Below are 16,971 nucleotides of genomic sequence, written 5' to 3'. Positions count from 1 at the left end.
CATGCACTTCCGATCATTTGTACTCCTCACAGTTCTGTGGACTCTCACCCAGCATGCATATTGCCAAACTGGTGTGACCCTGAGTCAGCTCCCGAGTAATTTTCAACTTTTCGCCCGAGATAGTACCAATAGGGCAACCGTTTCGGTCGAAGGTGTGGGCACAACAACAGGAAGCGACCGGGTATCCGTCAAGGTTTTACGGCAAGGGCAGCCCTGGGCCTGGAAGACTACCGCTCTGGGCGTAAATCGGCCTAGTTCCTTTACGATCGGCGTTCAGCTACAGGCAGGTAAATATCAGTATTCGGTTCTTGTCTATGCTCACAAAGGAGCTGATTCTGTCCTGATAGCCGAACGCACCCGCATCGTTTGTGGCGATTACATCCAGATCTACGGTCAATCGAATGCGATCGGCTTTTTTCCTGACTATCCGATAGACGATACATATTTACGCAACTTCGACTTTTTAGAAGGCAGCTCCCCGACAAGCGGTCAGGTTACCTGGTTTCCGTCAAAAAAGCCGTATACCTCTGTTGGGTTAATTGGCTGGCGGTTACAGGAGTTAATATTGGAACAGTTCGGTATACCAACCTGTATAATCAATGGCGCTGTGGGGGGAGCTGGTATTGACCTGCTCAGTAATCGTAACCCCAACAACCCAGCCGACCTGAACACTACTTACGGCCAGACACTTTACCGTCACCAGATGGCAAAGGCCGCTTCCTCAGTCCGTGCTATTGTCTGGAAACAGGGAGAAACGGAAGCCGGGGGAGCTTATCTGAATGGCATTTACTATAGCCAGATGTTTGACAAATTATACAAACAGTGGCGACAGGATTACGGAAACCGGGTACCTATTTACCTTAGCCAGATAAACTTTCTACCGGAGAATAATAGTGGAGCAGGAAGCGTCCGGGATTTTCAACGTCGTACAAAATCCCTATACGCTAATCTCGAAACTATTGCTACCGTTGGTGCCCCTGGTTTTGACGGTGTCCACTATTCCACAGAAGGCAATCTGCGGATAGCCTATGAAGTTTTTAGACAAATTGCCCGCGACATTTACAAGGCCCCAGACACCGTACAGATCAATTCGCCATCGATTCAGAAAGCTTACTTCAACGCCAGACGCGACACCCTTACTATGGTTTTTGAGCCAACCATGAAGATGGTATGGCCTGCAGACTCAACAATAAACGACATAAACACGGGTATGCCCTATCAGCGCAAACTGAAAGATTTTATCTATCTGGATGGTCTGTCAGGGCTGGTCAGGAACGGGTTTGCCAACCAAAACCGCGTTTCACTGGCCCTTGTGACCCCAGTATCCGCGACGTCTCTTACGTATCTTCCCTCTTATTTTAGAGATGAACATATAGCCTATTACGACGGTGTTCACCTAAAAAATGGACGAGGGATGCGCGCATTTACATTCGAAAATGTTGGCATAGCCAATGAACTGCCCAGGGTTGCTATTGAATCAATCAACGTATTAGCCAATAACCAGGTCCAGTTAATTTGGCGAGCCCCTTCTGGTCAGCTTGATGGATATGACATTGAACGCGCGACTAGCCCAAACGGACCGTATTCTATAATTGGCCGTGCCAACGGACAGGCTACCAGTTACATGGATGTTACACTGCCAAGACAGCCAACCATTGTTTATTATCGGTTACGAGCCACCAGCACAGTATCTGAATCGCCATTGAGCGCGGCTGTCCGCGTGGAAACGGCGAATCTTGACCTTGTCGACCTACAGCTGTCACTTCTAACATCCTTGCGGGTTCCGGCTATTGGTTTACCCTTTCAGGTAACCCTAACCCTAACGAACAGTGGACCAGCCACAGCCACTCAGGTTAAAATCGAAAATAGACTACCCCCTAATCTGGAATTTTTAGCCGGTAACACAACAACCTATTCGGCTGGTGTTGTAGCCGCTTCAGTCACATCATTACCACCAGGCGGATCCATTAGCTGGACATATGTTGCCAACGCACAGCAACCGGGAAATTACATTATGGCCGCTCAGGTACTTCAATGTGCTCAACAGGACGCTGATTCTCAAGCCGGTAGCGGCACATCTGATGGCGAAGATGACATGGCCCTGGCAGATTTACGCACAACGCCTACCGCTACCAATACTGTGTTTGCATCACCCAATCCTAATCCACGTACCCTGCCGGTCGTACAACCCAATCAACCTGCAGCGGTTACTGGCAAAGCAGATCTAAGTCTGCGCATGCAGAGCAGCACGCTGGCGCCTGCCCTTAATGAACTGGTTAGCTTTACGTTAACTGTCGACAATGCAGGTGCTGAACAGGTGACAACCATCACACTTTTAGATCAACTCCCTCCCGAACTAGCCATAGTGGACGCCCCCGGCTGGCAAGTTGCGGGACAGCAGTTATCTGTACAGTTCTCGAATTTATTGACAGGAAACAGCCGAAGCTTCGTCTTTACTGCTCGTGCCATCCGGACAGGGTATCTGGTCAATCAGGCACAAATAAGTCAGGCATCCCCGGCAGACCCGGACTCCACGCCCGGCAACGGCTTTACCAATGGCGAAGACGATACCGTCCGGTTAACGCTTCGGGTGCGTTGAGTTTTCTTAGTGGTCGATTATGATGTGGCTGCCAGCGGCAACGCCTGGTTCTCTCTGTAGATACCACACAGCCCCCGTTATTCCCTTAATAAAAAAGGGTTCACTGTTTAATATGTGCCGACAAACTCATCCTCAAAGAGATAGCCCGCTAATCTAACGGGCCATCTACTAAACACACCTAATTAAACAAAACTCCACAACCGGCAACCATGTTTAGTATACTATGTACGATGTTGATAACATTTTAGTTTTACAGTTTAGGGTATTATTTTCATGAACGCAGATTAGTGTGCCTCATAGTACCCTGTAGTAAACACCGCACCTAGTCGAATGATTTTCTGAGGATTACCTGATCGGTGTTTTCATCTGCCCACGAATTTCTCCAATTACGAAAGGCCGCTACTAGTCCCCTTTCGCTTTGACAATTAACTGATAACTTGGCACTACGGGCCCTGCCCCACGTTCAGACATCATTTGCCCGTAACTTTCAGTCGTGCTTTCATTAAAACGGTGTAAACAAAGGTTATCTTTGCGCCGTTTTGACCCGCTTGTAAAGCAAGAAGGCGTTAGCCTATTTTATGGAAGATAAGAAACGTTTAGACACAGTTACCGCTGCCGGCTTGCTGGTGGCAATGGGCATTATTTATGGAGATATTGGCACATCGCCCCTGTATGTTCTCCGGTCAATTGTAGGTACCACTGAGCCCATCAAAGCTGAAGTTGTTCGAGGAGCGCTTTCCTGTATTTTCTGGACAGTTACCCTTCAAACCACCGTAAAGTATGTTATCCTGATTTTACGTGCCGACAACCGGGGCGAGGGAGGAATTTTTGCCCTCTATGCTTTGGTACGCCGACACGCGAAGTGGCTAACCATTCCAGCTATTATTGGCGGGAGTTCACTACTGGCAGATAGCATCATTACGCCCCCAATTTCTGTTTCATCGGCCGTAGAAGGACTCCGGATTATCTACCCCGATATTCCAACAGTGCCCATTGTGTTAGGTATTCTGGCTTTTCTTTTTCTGATTCAGACCTTCGGTACCAGTGTGGTTGGCACAGCCTTTGGCCCCATTATGCTGGTCTGGTTCACGATGCTGGGCACGCTTGGTATCATCAACATCATCGATGATCTCACCATTTTAGCTTCAATCAACCCCTTGTATGCCTACGATTTCCTGACGGGATATCCGGGTGGATTCTGGTTATTGGGAGCCGTTTTCCTATCAACTACAGGAGCAGAGGCACTTTATTCCGATATGGGTCACTGCGGTCGATCCAACATTCGGGTCAGTTGGGTGTATGTCAAAGCCTGCCTGATGATTAACTATTTTGGACAGGGTGCTTTCGTCGAAAGTCTGGTTGGTCAGCCGTTAGGCGAGAGAAATCCTTTTTACGGGCTCATGCCGGAGTGGTTTTTGCTGATTGGCATTGGTGTTGCCACGGCAGCTACCGTAATCGCCAGCCAGGCTATGCTGACGGGAGCATACACATTAATAAGTGAAGCTATCCGGCTTAACTTCTGGCCAAAGGTCCGGCTTCGCTATCCGTCGAATCAAAAAGGTCAGCTGTATGTACCCAGCATTAACTGGCTGCTTTTCGCAGGCTGCGTTGGTGTTGTGCTCTATTTCCAGGATTCTTCGCGAATGGAAGCAGCCTATGGGTTAGCCATTACCCTGACCATGATGATGAGCACTATATTATTCAGCTATTATTTGTACTCGCACAAATACAATGCCTGGCTGACCGTCTTTTTCCTTATTTTCTATTTATCCCTGGAGAGTTGCTTCCTGGTAGCTAACCTGGCTAAGTTCACGCATGGCGGCTGGGTATCAATTCTGATTGCCGGAATGATGGCTTCCGTTATGATTGTTTGGTTGAGGGCCTTCCAGATTAAACTTCGCCTGACCGAATATGTACGAATCGATAACTACATACAGGCCATCAAAGAACTCAGCCGGGATATAAGCATCCCAAAATATGCTACCCACATTGTGTTCATGAGCAATGCGGCCCGGCAATCAGAAATCGAGTCAAAGATTATTTACTCGATTTTCCAGAAACGCCCCAAACGAGCCGATATCTATTGGTTCGTGCACGTCGATACGACCGATGATCCATATACAATGGAATACAAGGTGAACACGATTGCACCGGACGATGCTTATAAAGTTACGTTTAAGCTGGGCTTCCGGGTTGAACAGCGCATTAACCTATTCTTCCGGAAAGTGATCGAAGACATGGTTAAAAACAAAGAAGTGGACATCACCAGCCGCTACGAATCTCTTAGTCGACAGAACGTTATTGGTGATTTCCGATTCGTGGTGCTGGAAAAATTCCTGTCTTTCGAAAATGAACTGCCCGCCCGTGAGCGATTCATTATGAACATTTATTTTGCGATCAAGAGCTTTACAACACCCGAAGATCGCTGGTTTGGTCTGGACAGTAGTTCGGTCAAGATCGAAAAAGTACCCCTCGTTATTCGCCCCGTCGAGAACATTCAACTAAAACGTATTACTTCTTAAAATAGTCGATAAGCGGCTTCGCCTAAGTCGGTAAGTCAGTAAGTGCTGCCGCGCAAGCAATGATAGTGCGACAGCACTTACTGACTTACTGACTTAGGCGAAGCCGCTTACCAACTTACCAACTTGTTCATGAAAATTCTCATCACCGGCGGTGCCGGATTTGTTGGCGCATCGCTCGCCATTTCGCTTAAACAGAATTATCCGCAGTACCAGATTTATGCGCTGGATAATCTTAAACGTCGTGGTTCTGAGTTGAGTCTCGCTCGTTTGAAAGCTGCGGGTATCGAGTTTTTGCATGGCGACATTCGAAATAAGGAAGATTTTGACGCCTTGCCTGCTGTCGATACCGTCATTGAGGCTTCTGCAGAACCATCGGTACTAGCCGGTCTGGACGGCACACCGGATTACCTCATCAATACTAATCTGTTCGGTACAGTAAACTGTCTCAACTACACGTTGAAGCATAAAGCCAACTTCATCTTCCTGTCGACGAGCCGCGTGTATCCAATCAAAACCATCGAAACCCTCAATTTCGAGGAAGCCGATACGCGTTTTGTGCTGACCGATGACCAACCCGTGCCGGGTGTATCGTCGCGGGGTATTGCCGAGAATTTCCCCCTCGACGGTGCCCGCTCACTCTACGGCACGACCAAACTGGCGTCGGAATTGCTCATTCAGGAATATAACGAATTTTACGGCCTGAAAACGGTCATTAACCGTTGCGGTGTAATCACGGGTCCGTGGCAAATGGGTAAGGTCGATCAGGGCGTGATGGTGCTCTGGATTGCCAAACACTTCTTCGAACAGCAACTGGCGTATATTGGGTACGGTGGCACCGGTAAACAAACCCGCGACATGCTCCACATCGCCGACCTCTACCGGCTCATCGACTGGGAACTGCATCACCTTGATAAGGTCGACGGTAAAATTCTGAATGCGGGTGGTGGCGTAGAAAGCAGTGCCTCATTGCAGGAGCTGACCAAAATCTGTCAGGAAGTAACGGGAAAAACGATACCGATAAACCAGGTTGCCGAAAACCGGGCCGCTGATATTCGACTGTACATCACCGACAATACCAACGTCACCAATCTGACCGGCTGGAAACCCCAACTCGGCATACGCGAGATTGTCACAGACATTCACGACTGGCTCAAGGAGAACCGGGCCGCGCTGGAACCGATTTTGAAGTAATCAATTAATGCCTGAAAAGCCCCCGATTCTATTAAGAGCCGGGAGCTTATTAGGTATTGACAATTACGTAAGATGTCGTTTAAAGACCCCTTTCGCCTGTTCCCACATAGCCTCCGACAACACATGCCCTTTACCCTCCTCAATGAACGAGGTAAAATTCTGGGGGACACCCGCCTGTTTATACGCTTGCGCAATACGGGGCAATCCTTTCCGAACGAAGTCGATGGGTGAACCGCCGTCCTGATCGCCAAAATTCAGGTGCAGTGCTCTGGGAGCAATGAGCGCGGCAATGTCGGGGGTATCGCCAAACTGAGACCAGCCGGGAACAAAATTAGGGAAGCAATGCAGCAGACGTTCGTTTTCAATAGCTTCGTAGGTGGGCAGGCAGCAATTGCCGACAACGCATTTGATCCGGGTATCAAGGGGTGCCGCTAACCAGGCATGGGTTGACCCCATCGAGTGTCCATAGCATCCAATTCGGGTGGCAACTACCTCCGGGCGGGAGCATAGGTAATCCACAGCCCGGTGCATCTCCAGCACGTTTTGCCAGGCCATACTTCGTCCGCGCACCACTTGCCTCAGGAATTCAAACCGTTCATAATCACCGTTTTTTAGCTTTCCGGTGGGGTCCTGTCGCTCTTCAAAGCAGATCGCGTCAGGACAGAGCACTACATAGCCTTCTTTCACCAGCGCTACGGCCGTATGGTGCATGGGGTTACCAGCCAGCCCGGCGGGCTCTGATTTCCCCAAGTGATACTCGCCATTGTGCTGATGCCAGACCGCAATAGCGGGAGCTGGTTTGGCTGCCGTTACGCTATTTGGGACCAATAGTAAGGCGGGCACACGATCGTTCGCCTGGGTTTGATAAGTAATGGACTCCACCCGATACCCATCCTTTTGCATGGTTTCCCGAAGTTTGGGTTGCAGCGGCACGGCAGCAGGAAAAGGCCCACCCAGGCATGCCTGGTACTTTTCTCGAAGCGTATCGGACGCTAACGATTCAGCACTGGCGGGTATATTCAGGTTCATAGAGTCAGTTCCTGCCAGCACTGGGCTGATTGTTAGTACACTGAGCCCACTAACAAGCTGGGCCTTCATGAAATCACGTCGATTCGTCTGTTTTCCGGGATCAAAAGGAACGTTTGCCATACATATTTACCGGATAAGGGATATCGATTTTATATTAATCAGGAATAGTCAGGCTTTGACAACTGAACCGAATTGGGCGGCTGGGTTGCGAGGGAGTCAATACCCCGATCTGGTACCGCCCCGGCGCCAGCACAATGGTAAGAAACTCTGAGTACGCCGACGTTATTGGCCTATTCAACCAGAAATTAACGAATGAAAAAGGCGTTTCAGATGCGTATAAAATTGTGTGGTTTGTCGACTTTACGAAAATGGCCGCCTGGTCCAGCTTAGTTGTGTAGGCATCGGGAGCCGTTTTTGTTATATAGATCACTTCGCCACCGGTTAAGTCCATAGGCAGGCAAGGCCCATCCGTTGCGGCACTGTTCATCGACTTTAACAAGGGCTCAACGGGTGTTAAATAACTCTCGGGGTAGTGGTATATACCCCGCTCTACCGATTTCCGCATCATTGAGCTGGCAATGCTGGCGAAAGGAGTTCCCCAGGTAGCCCCCAGACCAATATCAGCATGTTTCTGGTTCATGGCACTGGTCAGTAACATCTGCTTCCGAAAGGCTGCTTTGGGTAAATAATACCCATAAGCAAACACCCAGATAACCAATCCACCGATTAAACCTACCCGAAAGCTCCTGTGCTGCGCCTGCATGGTTGCACATTCGCTTAACACGTTGAGGTAGACCAGTGCCGTAAGCATAGCCGGATAGATCATGTAGTTGCTGACCACCATCACATTGTACCCATAACGAAGCCGGAGAAGCGCGATGATCGCGGCATTTCCGTATAAGAAGACATAGGCCCCACTGAAAAACAAACGTCGTTTTCTTAAGCCATCATCTACCCGTTGAGCCGTTGCCTGCCAAAGCCCCCGGTTCATCCGGTAAAGTAACACCAGCACGATGGCCGCCAGCATCATACCGCCAGCCGTTGGCAGCGCATACCGCCAGTTTGTATTAACAAACGGAACAAAGTCGAACAGGCCGCCCGTGAACGTAAAAAAAGCCGAAAAGGCCTGTACTGGATGGGCAAAACTATAGGCCAGACTATCGCCGGTACGGCCTGCACTCTGAAAATTATAGAAGTACAGCACAACCGCCACCACACTACCGGCAATCCATCCGGCCAGTTTATACCATTTTTTATGCAGAGCCAGAACAATCCCTCCCGCTACCCATCCCATCAATCCATTGCTCATGGATAAAGTAGCCAATACCTGCATCACGACGGCACCGGCAAATTGAGTTTTGCCGGATTGAGTAAGTAAGTACAGCGAAGACAACGTCAGGCAGATGACAACTGGATGCTGAAGACCCGGAATGGACCACAAACTTGTCAGGTAATATTGTGGTTGCAGCATCAGAAAGGGAACCGGCACAAATAACAGCCAGGATACGCGTATGGACCGAAACACCTGACTGAATAGAATCAACGTACCCAGAATGAAGAGCAGCGCAATAAGAATAAGCCACCTGAAATTGACCTGGCCCGTCAGGTAATACATGCCTAATGTAATCAGTTTGGCTACTACAATTCGGTGCTCGTTGTTAGGAACAAAAATGTTATAAATTTTATCAGACAGGGTCGCTGAATCCAAATAGGCCAGGGTAAATCCCAGAAAGGCATCGATATCATCGAACCAGGGCACATTGACGGCATATTTCCAAACGAACAAAACAAAGCAGAACGTTGGTAAGGCAATCAGGAAAGGTGTAACATATTGTGAACGGAGAAAAGGTAAGCTTCTGGTAGGCATGGGTTGACTCAATGACAAAAAGTAAGATTCACAAGCACATTCGCAGGTTTAACCTAAAGGAAGCAAATTTAACGTAGCGCGTCTAAAAGTCGGTAGCCACGATCAACTTGTTATGGAAAAAACCTCTATCCTACTCCCGTATAATCGAGTCCCGAAAAGGGGCTACTGAAGAAGTCACACGGCCTGTTAGGCAATACACTTTAAAACGCTAACTTGGCAGGATATTCTCGCCTTTACCAATTTTTATTATCTATCTCCTTGTTAACCAGCAAACAGACTCTTTGTCTGAATGTTTCTCAACGTCTTCGTAATGGTCTAATCATTCACTTTTCGTGAACTGGCTATTGCCGGTATACCATGCTGAAACACGTTATTTGGGTAGTACTGCTTACTGTATGCTGTACCATACGGGCTCAATCAGTTTTTCGAATATTCCATTCCCCAACAAGGCGCCCTTCTCAATATAGGCCGCCAATGACACTCTGGCGATGACCCTGACTAAGCCAAACCTGAGGTTGTCGATACCGCCTGGGAGGGTATTAATCCAACGCAGGGTATTCATGACTTACCCCAAATCCGTAAAGCCCAAATGGGTTGGTTTCAATGGCGGATTCGGGTTCCGGCCTCCACGGAGTTTGCACTATCTATCAGTCAGATTGGGGCATCCGAAGTCTTTTGGGATGGGAAACTGCTGCAACGCTATGGCATCATGAACGAATAAGGTCAAAGTCAATGGTACAGGCGTTTCGGATGCGGTAATGAATAAGATTTTTCAGCCCTTCTTCACCAAGCGCGGGCACGGGATTGGGGTTGAGCTTTGATTTGTGACAAAAGGACACGGGGGACGATGGCAGTAGAAAACAATGAGGGAGAAGGGAGCGAGTTTGTTGTGCATTTGCTAACGTGAATTTAAATAGTTGCTGAGATTCGATGTATCCTAAAGGAATGCCCTAAAACCATGAAAATTCTCCTGTTATCCCTTTGCCTCCTCACATGCCGGTTCTCTTTTGGGCAGTCCAAACAACTGGACAGCCTGAAACTTGAACTCACCCGTACCACCAGCGACACGATGCGTGTCTTGATTTATGAAAAATTAATGAATGCCGTACCCGTTACGAATAACTATAATAAAGAAATGATTGAGTTCGGCTGGCAAGGCTTTAATCTCGCCAAGCGAATTCGGTATAACAATGGAATTATACGTTGTGGTAATCAACTGGGTTATGCTTTAGCACATCAAGAGTATTATAGAGCTATACCTGTTATAATTGACACTAAGCGGGCAGCGGAACTAAGCAAAGACAAAAAAGGATTAGCGACTGCTTTATTTTGCTTAGGTTATGCGTATAGCAAATTTGATAGTGAGAAAGGGTTGCCCTATTATTTTCAGGTAAAAAATTTGATAGAAAAAGAAGGGGTATCCGAGGATTTAAGCCCGGATATAAATATTGGCCTTAATTACATTAACAAAAAAGATAAGTTGGATTCCGCTCTTTTTTACATCAATAAAAGCTACCAACATGCCCAAAAGTCCAAAAGTGCCCCATACAGCCCTATTCAACATTTAAGGCATATTGGGCGAGTCTATCACAAAATGGGGAAGCTTGACACGGCTATAAGTTATTTTCGTCAAGCCATTGCGTCAACAGCTTATCAAGAAGAACCGGGTTTTTGCGATCGCTACATGGCTTTAATTTTCAAAGACAAAAATCAACCGGATTCAGCAAAAATATATGCTAAAAGATCCTTGGACGCCATGCAAATTGCAAAAACTAATTTTCAACTGATTGAAACGCTGACCTTGCTTTGTGACTTGTACAGAAAAGAAAATCCAGCTAAATCACTCCAATATCTTCTACTGGCCAATGCAACAAAAGATAGCCTTTTCAGTCAGGATAGAATAAGACAGTTAGATAATCTCGCCTTTGAAGAGCAGGAACGGGAAAAAAGCACAAAAAGAAGAATTGAAGCTCACCAATCTGAATTTGAAAATAAAGTTAAAATTTATGTGCTTTTGGGCGTATTGGTAGGGCTTTCTATTTTAGCGCTCCTGCTTTATCGGAACAACAAAAATAAACACAAAGCAAACCAACTACTTCACCGTCAGAAACAGGAAATAGATCTACAACGGGATAAAGCGGAAAAAGCCCTTACCGAACTCAAATCCACCCAGACCCAACTGATCCAGAAAGAGAAAATGGCGAGTTTAGGGGAACTCACGGCCGGTATCGCCCACGAGATCCAGAACCCCCTCAACTTCGTCAACAACTTCTCCGAAGTGAGCACCGAACTTGTCACTGAGCTGGAAGATGAACTACAGAAGCCACATCGTGATGCCGACCTTGAAGCCGAGCTGCTGGGCGATCTTAAACAAAACCTCCAAAAGATTAACCACCATGGTCAGCGAGCCAGCAGCATCGTGCGGGGCATGCTCGAACACTCCCGCACCTCCACCGGCGAGCGACGCCCCACCGAGCTCAATGCCCTGGCCGAGGAATACCTCCGACTGTCTTACCACGGTAACAGAGCACGGAACAAAGACCTCAACTATGAACTGGTGACGAACTTTGACGCTCGTTTAGGAGCCATTGAGGTTATGCCCCAGGAGTTGGGCCGGGTGTTGCTGAACCTGTTTAATAACGCCTTTTATGCGCTCAGCAAGCGAACAATGACTGTAGCAGCCGACGAAACGTATGTACCCACCGTTTGGGTCAGCACTCACCGACTGGAAAGATCAGTCGAGATTCGGATAAAAGACAACGGAACGGGCATTCCCGAATCGGTAAAAGCAAAAATTTTTCAGCCCTTTTTCACCACCAAGCCCACCGGTGAGGGTACAGGGCTCGGTCTATCGCTCAGTTATGATATTGTGACCAAAGGCCACAGCGGCACGATGTCGGTGGAAAGTAAAGAGGGTGAAGGAACCGAGTTTGTGATTCAATTGCCTTGTTAATGAGTATCCATACAACCCACCATTTTTGATAAAATCACTAATACTTTTTCTAGTACTCAATCTGCTAAGCCTGGTTTCTTATGCCCAGCGGGTTGTGATTAGCGACCCCGACCAGACTTATTACCCTTTTCATCTGAGCACTGTACTCGAAGTCCAGCCCGGTTCAGTCACCATAGACTCTTTACTTCAACATCCTGACCATTACCGCTTTCATGCGCAGAATTCGGGCCAATACCCAAACGGAAATCATGAGTATTGGCTCCGTATTGAGCTGATTAATCAACTGAACGCTCAATTATATTTATGGTCGGATATACCTCTCATTGTACCTAATGTTGTTTACCAGATAGCCGACGGCCGACTTCTGCAAACCATTCATTATAGGGATGGAATTACAGATACGGCCAATGGGCATCTACAACACAGGCGGGCCTATGCCTTGCATAAAGTGCCCAACAAGCGGTGCACTCTTTATATAAAAATAAGCGGTGAGTATTACTCAACCATAACGTTTGTTGCTGTTGCCACTACTGATAGGCTACTGGTAAGTCTGCACCATCAAGATATGTTTTTTGGCCTCTATTACGGCTTAGTATTGCTCATCAGCCTTTACAGTTTATCCTTGTTTGTTCGCCTACGGGAATGGGAAAGCCTGCTGTATACGGTCTGGATATTAATACTTTCGATCACCACTGCTATCTCCTTTGGGCTATTAGCCGAATGGTCGCTCCCTTTATACAAGCTCTTATTCATTTACTTGATTAACCTTTTTGGTTTAGCTCCTATATTATATATGGGCTTCGCGATTCATTTTTTACAAGTCCGCCAGCGATCACAGGGCATGTATCGAGCGAGTATCTTCATACTAGTCTTTATGGTTGGATCACTAATCTACTCTATTTACTCCCCAAACTGGGGTATAAATCTGGGCCTGGGGTTAATCCAAGTTCTTTACAGCCTCGTCATGAGCATCCTTGCTATTCGTCAGAATTTTAACCCGGCCTGGTATTTTCTCTTCGGCGCGATAACTTATTACCTGATTTCTTTAGTACAAATTGTTTGTGTAACCTTGACAATTCCGTTAACATTTTGGTCCCTCAATAGTGCTCCGATAGCATCAGCTCTGGAAATTCTATTATTTACCTTTGGCCTTACCTACAAAGTCAACCTGCTCAAAAAGCACCAGGACGAAGCCATCCAGCAACAGCTACGGCTAACCAAAGAAAACGAACAACTCGTTGAGTCGCAGAACCGGGTGCTGGAAGAAAAAGTCGAACAGCGCACCGCCGAGCTACGAGCCTCCCAGGCCCAGCTCATTCAAAAAGAAAAACTAGCCAGCCTGGGCGAGCTGACGGCAGGCATCGCCCACGAGATACAGAACCCGCTCAACTTCGTTAACAACTTCTCCGAAGTAAGCACCGAGCTGGTCACCGAACTCGAAGATGAGCAGCAAAAGCCCAATCGGGACATCGAACTCGAATCCGAAATTTTAGGGGACCTCAAACAAAACCTGGAAAAGATTACCCACCACGGCCAGCGAGCCAGCAGCATTGTACGGGGCATGCTCGAACATAGCCGCACCAGCACGGGCGAGAAAGCCCCCACCGACCTCAACGCGCTGGCCGATGAGTACTTAAGACTGGCATATCACGGGCTCCGGGCCAAGAGCAAGGATTTTAGCGCTGACCTCAAAACCGAATTCGATCCTAACTTGAGCCTGGTAAACGTAGTCCCTCAGGAGCTTGGACGAGTGTTGCTGAATCTGTACAACAACGCTTTTTATGCCGTCCAGCAGCGAGTCAAACTGGCCGAGCCGGACTACCAACCCAGCGTCAGGGTGAGTACCCGGCAAGAGCCGGGGCGGCTGGTTATTCGTGTGCACGATAATGGCATTGGGATTCCTGATACCATTCGGGCCAAGATCTTCCAACCTTTCTTCACTACTAAGCCCACGGGCGAGGGCACGGGCCTGGGGCTGAGTTTGAGTTATGACATCATCACCAAAGGGCACGGGGGGACGCTGAACGTGCTGACTGAAACATTTCTCTTCACTGAATTTATCGTGACATTGCCAACACACCGTACGCCATAGCATCAGGTCGCAGGCTAAGGGCAGAAAAAGCACGGCAGGTAGGCAAGTATAAGCATGCCAGCTAATCAATTGACTCCAGGAATAACGTTATTTCACCTGAAATCGAAATTGTACGTCAAACTCGGAATGGGCGCGCCAAATATGCTGAGTCGGTAGGGGTTCGTGGCCTGCCCTTCGGTGCGGTAAAAGATCGAATACACATTTTTTCGACCGTAGATATTGTAAACCGTAAAGGTCCAGTGGCCCTGCCACCGCCGGTTCTTCAGACTCGGCCGATAGATATTCCAGGCAAAATCGAGCCGGTGGTAATCGGGCAGCCGATACTGATTCCGTTCGTCATAATACGGATACGTGCGACCCTGATACCGAATGAATCCTTCCGGCGCTGTATAAGGCCGCCCGCTGCTGTAAGCAAAATTGAACGAAAAACTATGGGTTCGGCCCTGATTGATAGTCAGGCTCATATTCAGGCTGTGCGGCCGGTCGTAATTAGCCCGGTACCAGTTGCCTCCGTTAATCTGCTGCTGAAAATCAACCCCTTCGTTTACCTGGTTCAGTGTTCGGGCGTAGGTGTAGTTGATCCAACCCGTTAGCTCGCCTTTTTTCCTGGACACCATCAATTCCAATCCATAGGCTTTGCTTCTGCCCGGCAGCAGTTGCGTTTCGGGGTATTGTTGCAGCAGGAAATCAGCTCCCGGCTTATAATCCAGAATATGCTGCGTACTCCGCCAGTACACTTCCGCCGACAGTTCGAAAATATTGTTCTTCGAATTCCGAAAATACCCCGCCGACCATAACTGACTCACCTGCGGTTGAATGTGGGCATCGGATGTTTTCCAGCGGGACGTAGGCAAAGGCGTAGTGGTGTTGGTGATTACCTGCAAATACTGCCGCATCAGGTTGTAACCCAGCTTAATGGACGAATTGGGCGTCAGGGCATACCGCAGCCCTAAGCGGGGCTCCAGTCCGCCATATTGCTTACTTACCTGACCGGGGCCAAACACCGTCGAATCCACCACCGTCGTGGCATCGGGCACTTCGCCGTTCGAATACCGACGTACCACAGAAGGTCCCAGATCCAGGAAATGCGAGTACCGCAACCCGGCCGACACGGCCATTTTTTCCGACAAACTAAGCTCGTCTTCGGCATGGACGGCAAATTCCAGCGCGTTCTCAATGGGTGTTTTCTGGTAGTTGACGGCCAGACTACTTCCCGGAATCAACTCGCCGGGGTTGAGCCGGTAATGGGTGCCGCTGATGCCCACCTCAATCTTCTGATTATCGAGCTGATAATTCAGGTTCGACTTGATTTGCCGCTGCAGCAGCGATTGCTTCAGGATTACTTTGTTATTGGTGCTGTCTTCGGTCGATAGAATGCGGGGAATGTACTGAGCCACCAGGGCGGTGGTTTGAATGTTCACCCGGTCGTTGACCGCATGAAACCAGCGCACCATGCCGTTGGCCGTTTGCTGGGCGTATTGAGTATTCACCGCATTGACATTGGCTAAAGTGCCCAGCAGATTGGTCTGGAACAGATCCTGGCTATAATAGCCCATAGCTGTAACCGTATTCTTATCGTTGATCCGCCAGAAAAGTTTGGCCGTACCATCGCCGAACTTGGCCCGGATATTCTCAAACCGGGGCGAAACGGCGCGTAGCAAAAAGTCATTGAACGCTCCCCTACCCGATACCAGCAAGGCCAGTTTACCTGTCACAATCGGCGTCTCAACGGTGAGTCGATTGGCGACCAGACTCACTCCACCGCTCAGCTGAAACTGATTGAGATCGGGATTGCGCAGGCTGATGTCCAGTACCGAGGCCGCTCGTCCGCCATAGCGGGCAGGTACATTGCCCTTATAGAGATCCAGGCCACTTACGGCATCAGGGGGGAAAACCGAAAACAGTCCGAACATATGCGTTGGGTTGAAAATCGGCGTATCGTCGAGCAGGATCAGGTTTTGGTCGGTCGTACCGCCCCGAATGTTCACCCCATTGGCCGCTTCCCCAACGCTCGTCACGCCCGGCAGCATTTGCAGGCTCCGCAGAATGTCGGTCTCACCCAGAGCGGCAGGCATTTTTCGGAGAGTCGCCATATTGATCTGGCTTACGCCCAGCAGCGACTGCCGAATGTTGCGATCGTAGCCTTTACTCGTTACGACGACCTCCTCTAACTGACTGGCGACGGAGGGTAGCCCAACATCAAGCGTGGTATTGCCCCGAATGTAGATCGTTTTCCTGAAGGGAACAAAACCAACATTCCGGACAACCAGCACATGCTGCCCGGATTGGATTTTAATGGAGAAATTACCCTCCGTATCGGTATACGTACCAGTTGTTGACTTTTCGTAGTCGATCACTATAGCGGCCCGAACAAGGGGTTGCCGCGTCGATGAATCCCGAACGGTTCCCGAAAGCGTATATATTAGTTGAGCACGAACAAGAGGGCCCGCCAATAAGAGGAACCAGGCAGTGAGTAAAAGTCGGTTCATGAAAAGAAAATACAAAGGTCTGGCCAGCCCATCTTAACATAGTTCTGCAGGCTTTAGTTAGCCTAAACACAGTACTATATCAAAACCCTGCCAGCTACCATTGTATACGTTGAGTATATAGTATAAAACGTATCTATACTATATCTACCTGCCTACAAGTATATTGAAACCAATTTGGCATTCTGGTAGTGAAGGCCGACCTAATGATTTTCAAAATACACTGGCTAAA

General features: G+C 48.5%; 9 protein-coding genes. 6 read left to right on the top strand and 3 right to left on the bottom strand.

Translation table 11 applies throughout. From position 1 onward, the window contains the following. Position 1: 1 nt before the first annotated feature. From ACYVK4_RS12535 to ACYVK4_RS12525, 3 genes are all read left to right on the top strand, one after another. A complete protein-coding gene (locus tag ACYVK4_RS12535; protein ID WP_461127856.1) occupies positions 2-2,599 on the top strand; it encodes a sialate O-acetylesterase in 2,598 nt (865 codons plus the stop codon). Between the two features lie 578 nt (positions 2,600-3,177). Then, positions 3,178-5,121 carry a KUP/HAK/KT family potassium transporter gene (locus ACYVK4_RS12530; RefSeq protein ID WP_461127855.1) on the top strand — a complete coding sequence of 648 codons (1,944 nt, stop codon included), beginning with the start codon at positions 3,178-3,180 and terminating at the stop codon, positions 5,119-5,121. A gap of 129 nt (positions 5,122-5,250) precedes the next feature. Next, positions 5,251-6,312 carry an NAD-dependent epimerase/dehydratase family protein gene (locus ACYVK4_RS12525; protein ID WP_461127854.1) on the top strand — a complete coding sequence of 354 codons (1,062 nt, stop codon included), beginning with the start codon at positions 5,251-5,253 and terminating at the stop codon, positions 6,310-6,312. Positions 6,313-6,375: 63 nt separating this feature from the next. Here the strand turns inward: ACYVK4_RS12525 and ACYVK4_RS12520 are convergent, their stop codons facing one another. Continuing rightward, positions 6,376-7,461: a dienelactone hydrolase family protein gene (locus ACYVK4_RS12520; protein ID WP_461127853.1), complete on the bottom strand. Its 1,086-nt coding sequence runs from the start codon at positions 7,459-7,461 to the stop codon at positions 6,376-6,378. A gap of 34 nt (positions 7,462-7,495) precedes the next feature. Further along, a complete protein-coding gene (locus ACYVK4_RS12515; protein WP_461127852.1) occupies positions 7,496-9,208 on the bottom strand; it encodes a hypothetical protein in 1,713 nt (570 codons plus the stop codon). A 589-nt stretch (positions 9,209-9,797) separates the two neighbouring features. Between ACYVK4_RS12515 and ACYVK4_RS12510 the strand changes: the two genes are divergently transcribed. The 3 genes from ACYVK4_RS12510 (at position 9,798) to ACYVK4_RS12500 (ending at position 14,253) form a co-directional block, all read left to right on the top strand. Beyond that, complete coding sequence (locus ACYVK4_RS12510; RefSeq protein ID WP_461127851.1) at positions 9,798-9,929, top strand: hypothetical protein; 132 nt, start codon at positions 9,798-9,800, stop codon at positions 9,927-9,929. A gap of 237 nt (positions 9,930-10,166) precedes the next feature. Beyond that, complete coding sequence (locus ACYVK4_RS12505; protein WP_461127850.1) at positions 10,167-12,161, top strand: sensor histidine kinase; 1,995 nt, start codon at positions 10,167-10,169, stop codon at positions 12,159-12,161. Positions 12,162-12,726: 565 nt separating this feature from the next. Continuing rightward, positions 12,727-14,253 carry a 7TM diverse intracellular signaling domain-containing protein gene (locus ACYVK4_RS12500; protein ID WP_461129592.1) on the top strand — a complete coding sequence of 509 codons (1,527 nt, stop codon included), beginning with the start codon at positions 12,727-12,729 and terminating at the stop codon, positions 14,251-14,253. Between the two features lie 92 nt (positions 14,254-14,345). On the opposite strand, the gene ACYVK4_RS12495 is transcribed toward ACYVK4_RS12500, so the two are convergent. Then, positions 14,346-16,742 (bottom strand): TonB-dependent receptor, encoded by a 2,397-nt coding sequence (locus ACYVK4_RS12495; RefSeq protein ID WP_461127849.1) that lies wholly within the window; start codon positions 16,740-16,742, stop codon positions 14,346-14,348. Positions 16,743-16,971 lie beyond the last annotated feature (229 nt).

It is taken from the genome of Spirosoma aerophilum (genome assembly GCF_054782495.1).
The sequence above is the reverse complement of the archived record's forward strand: the minus strand, read 5'-3'. Positions and strand labels throughout refer to the sequence as shown.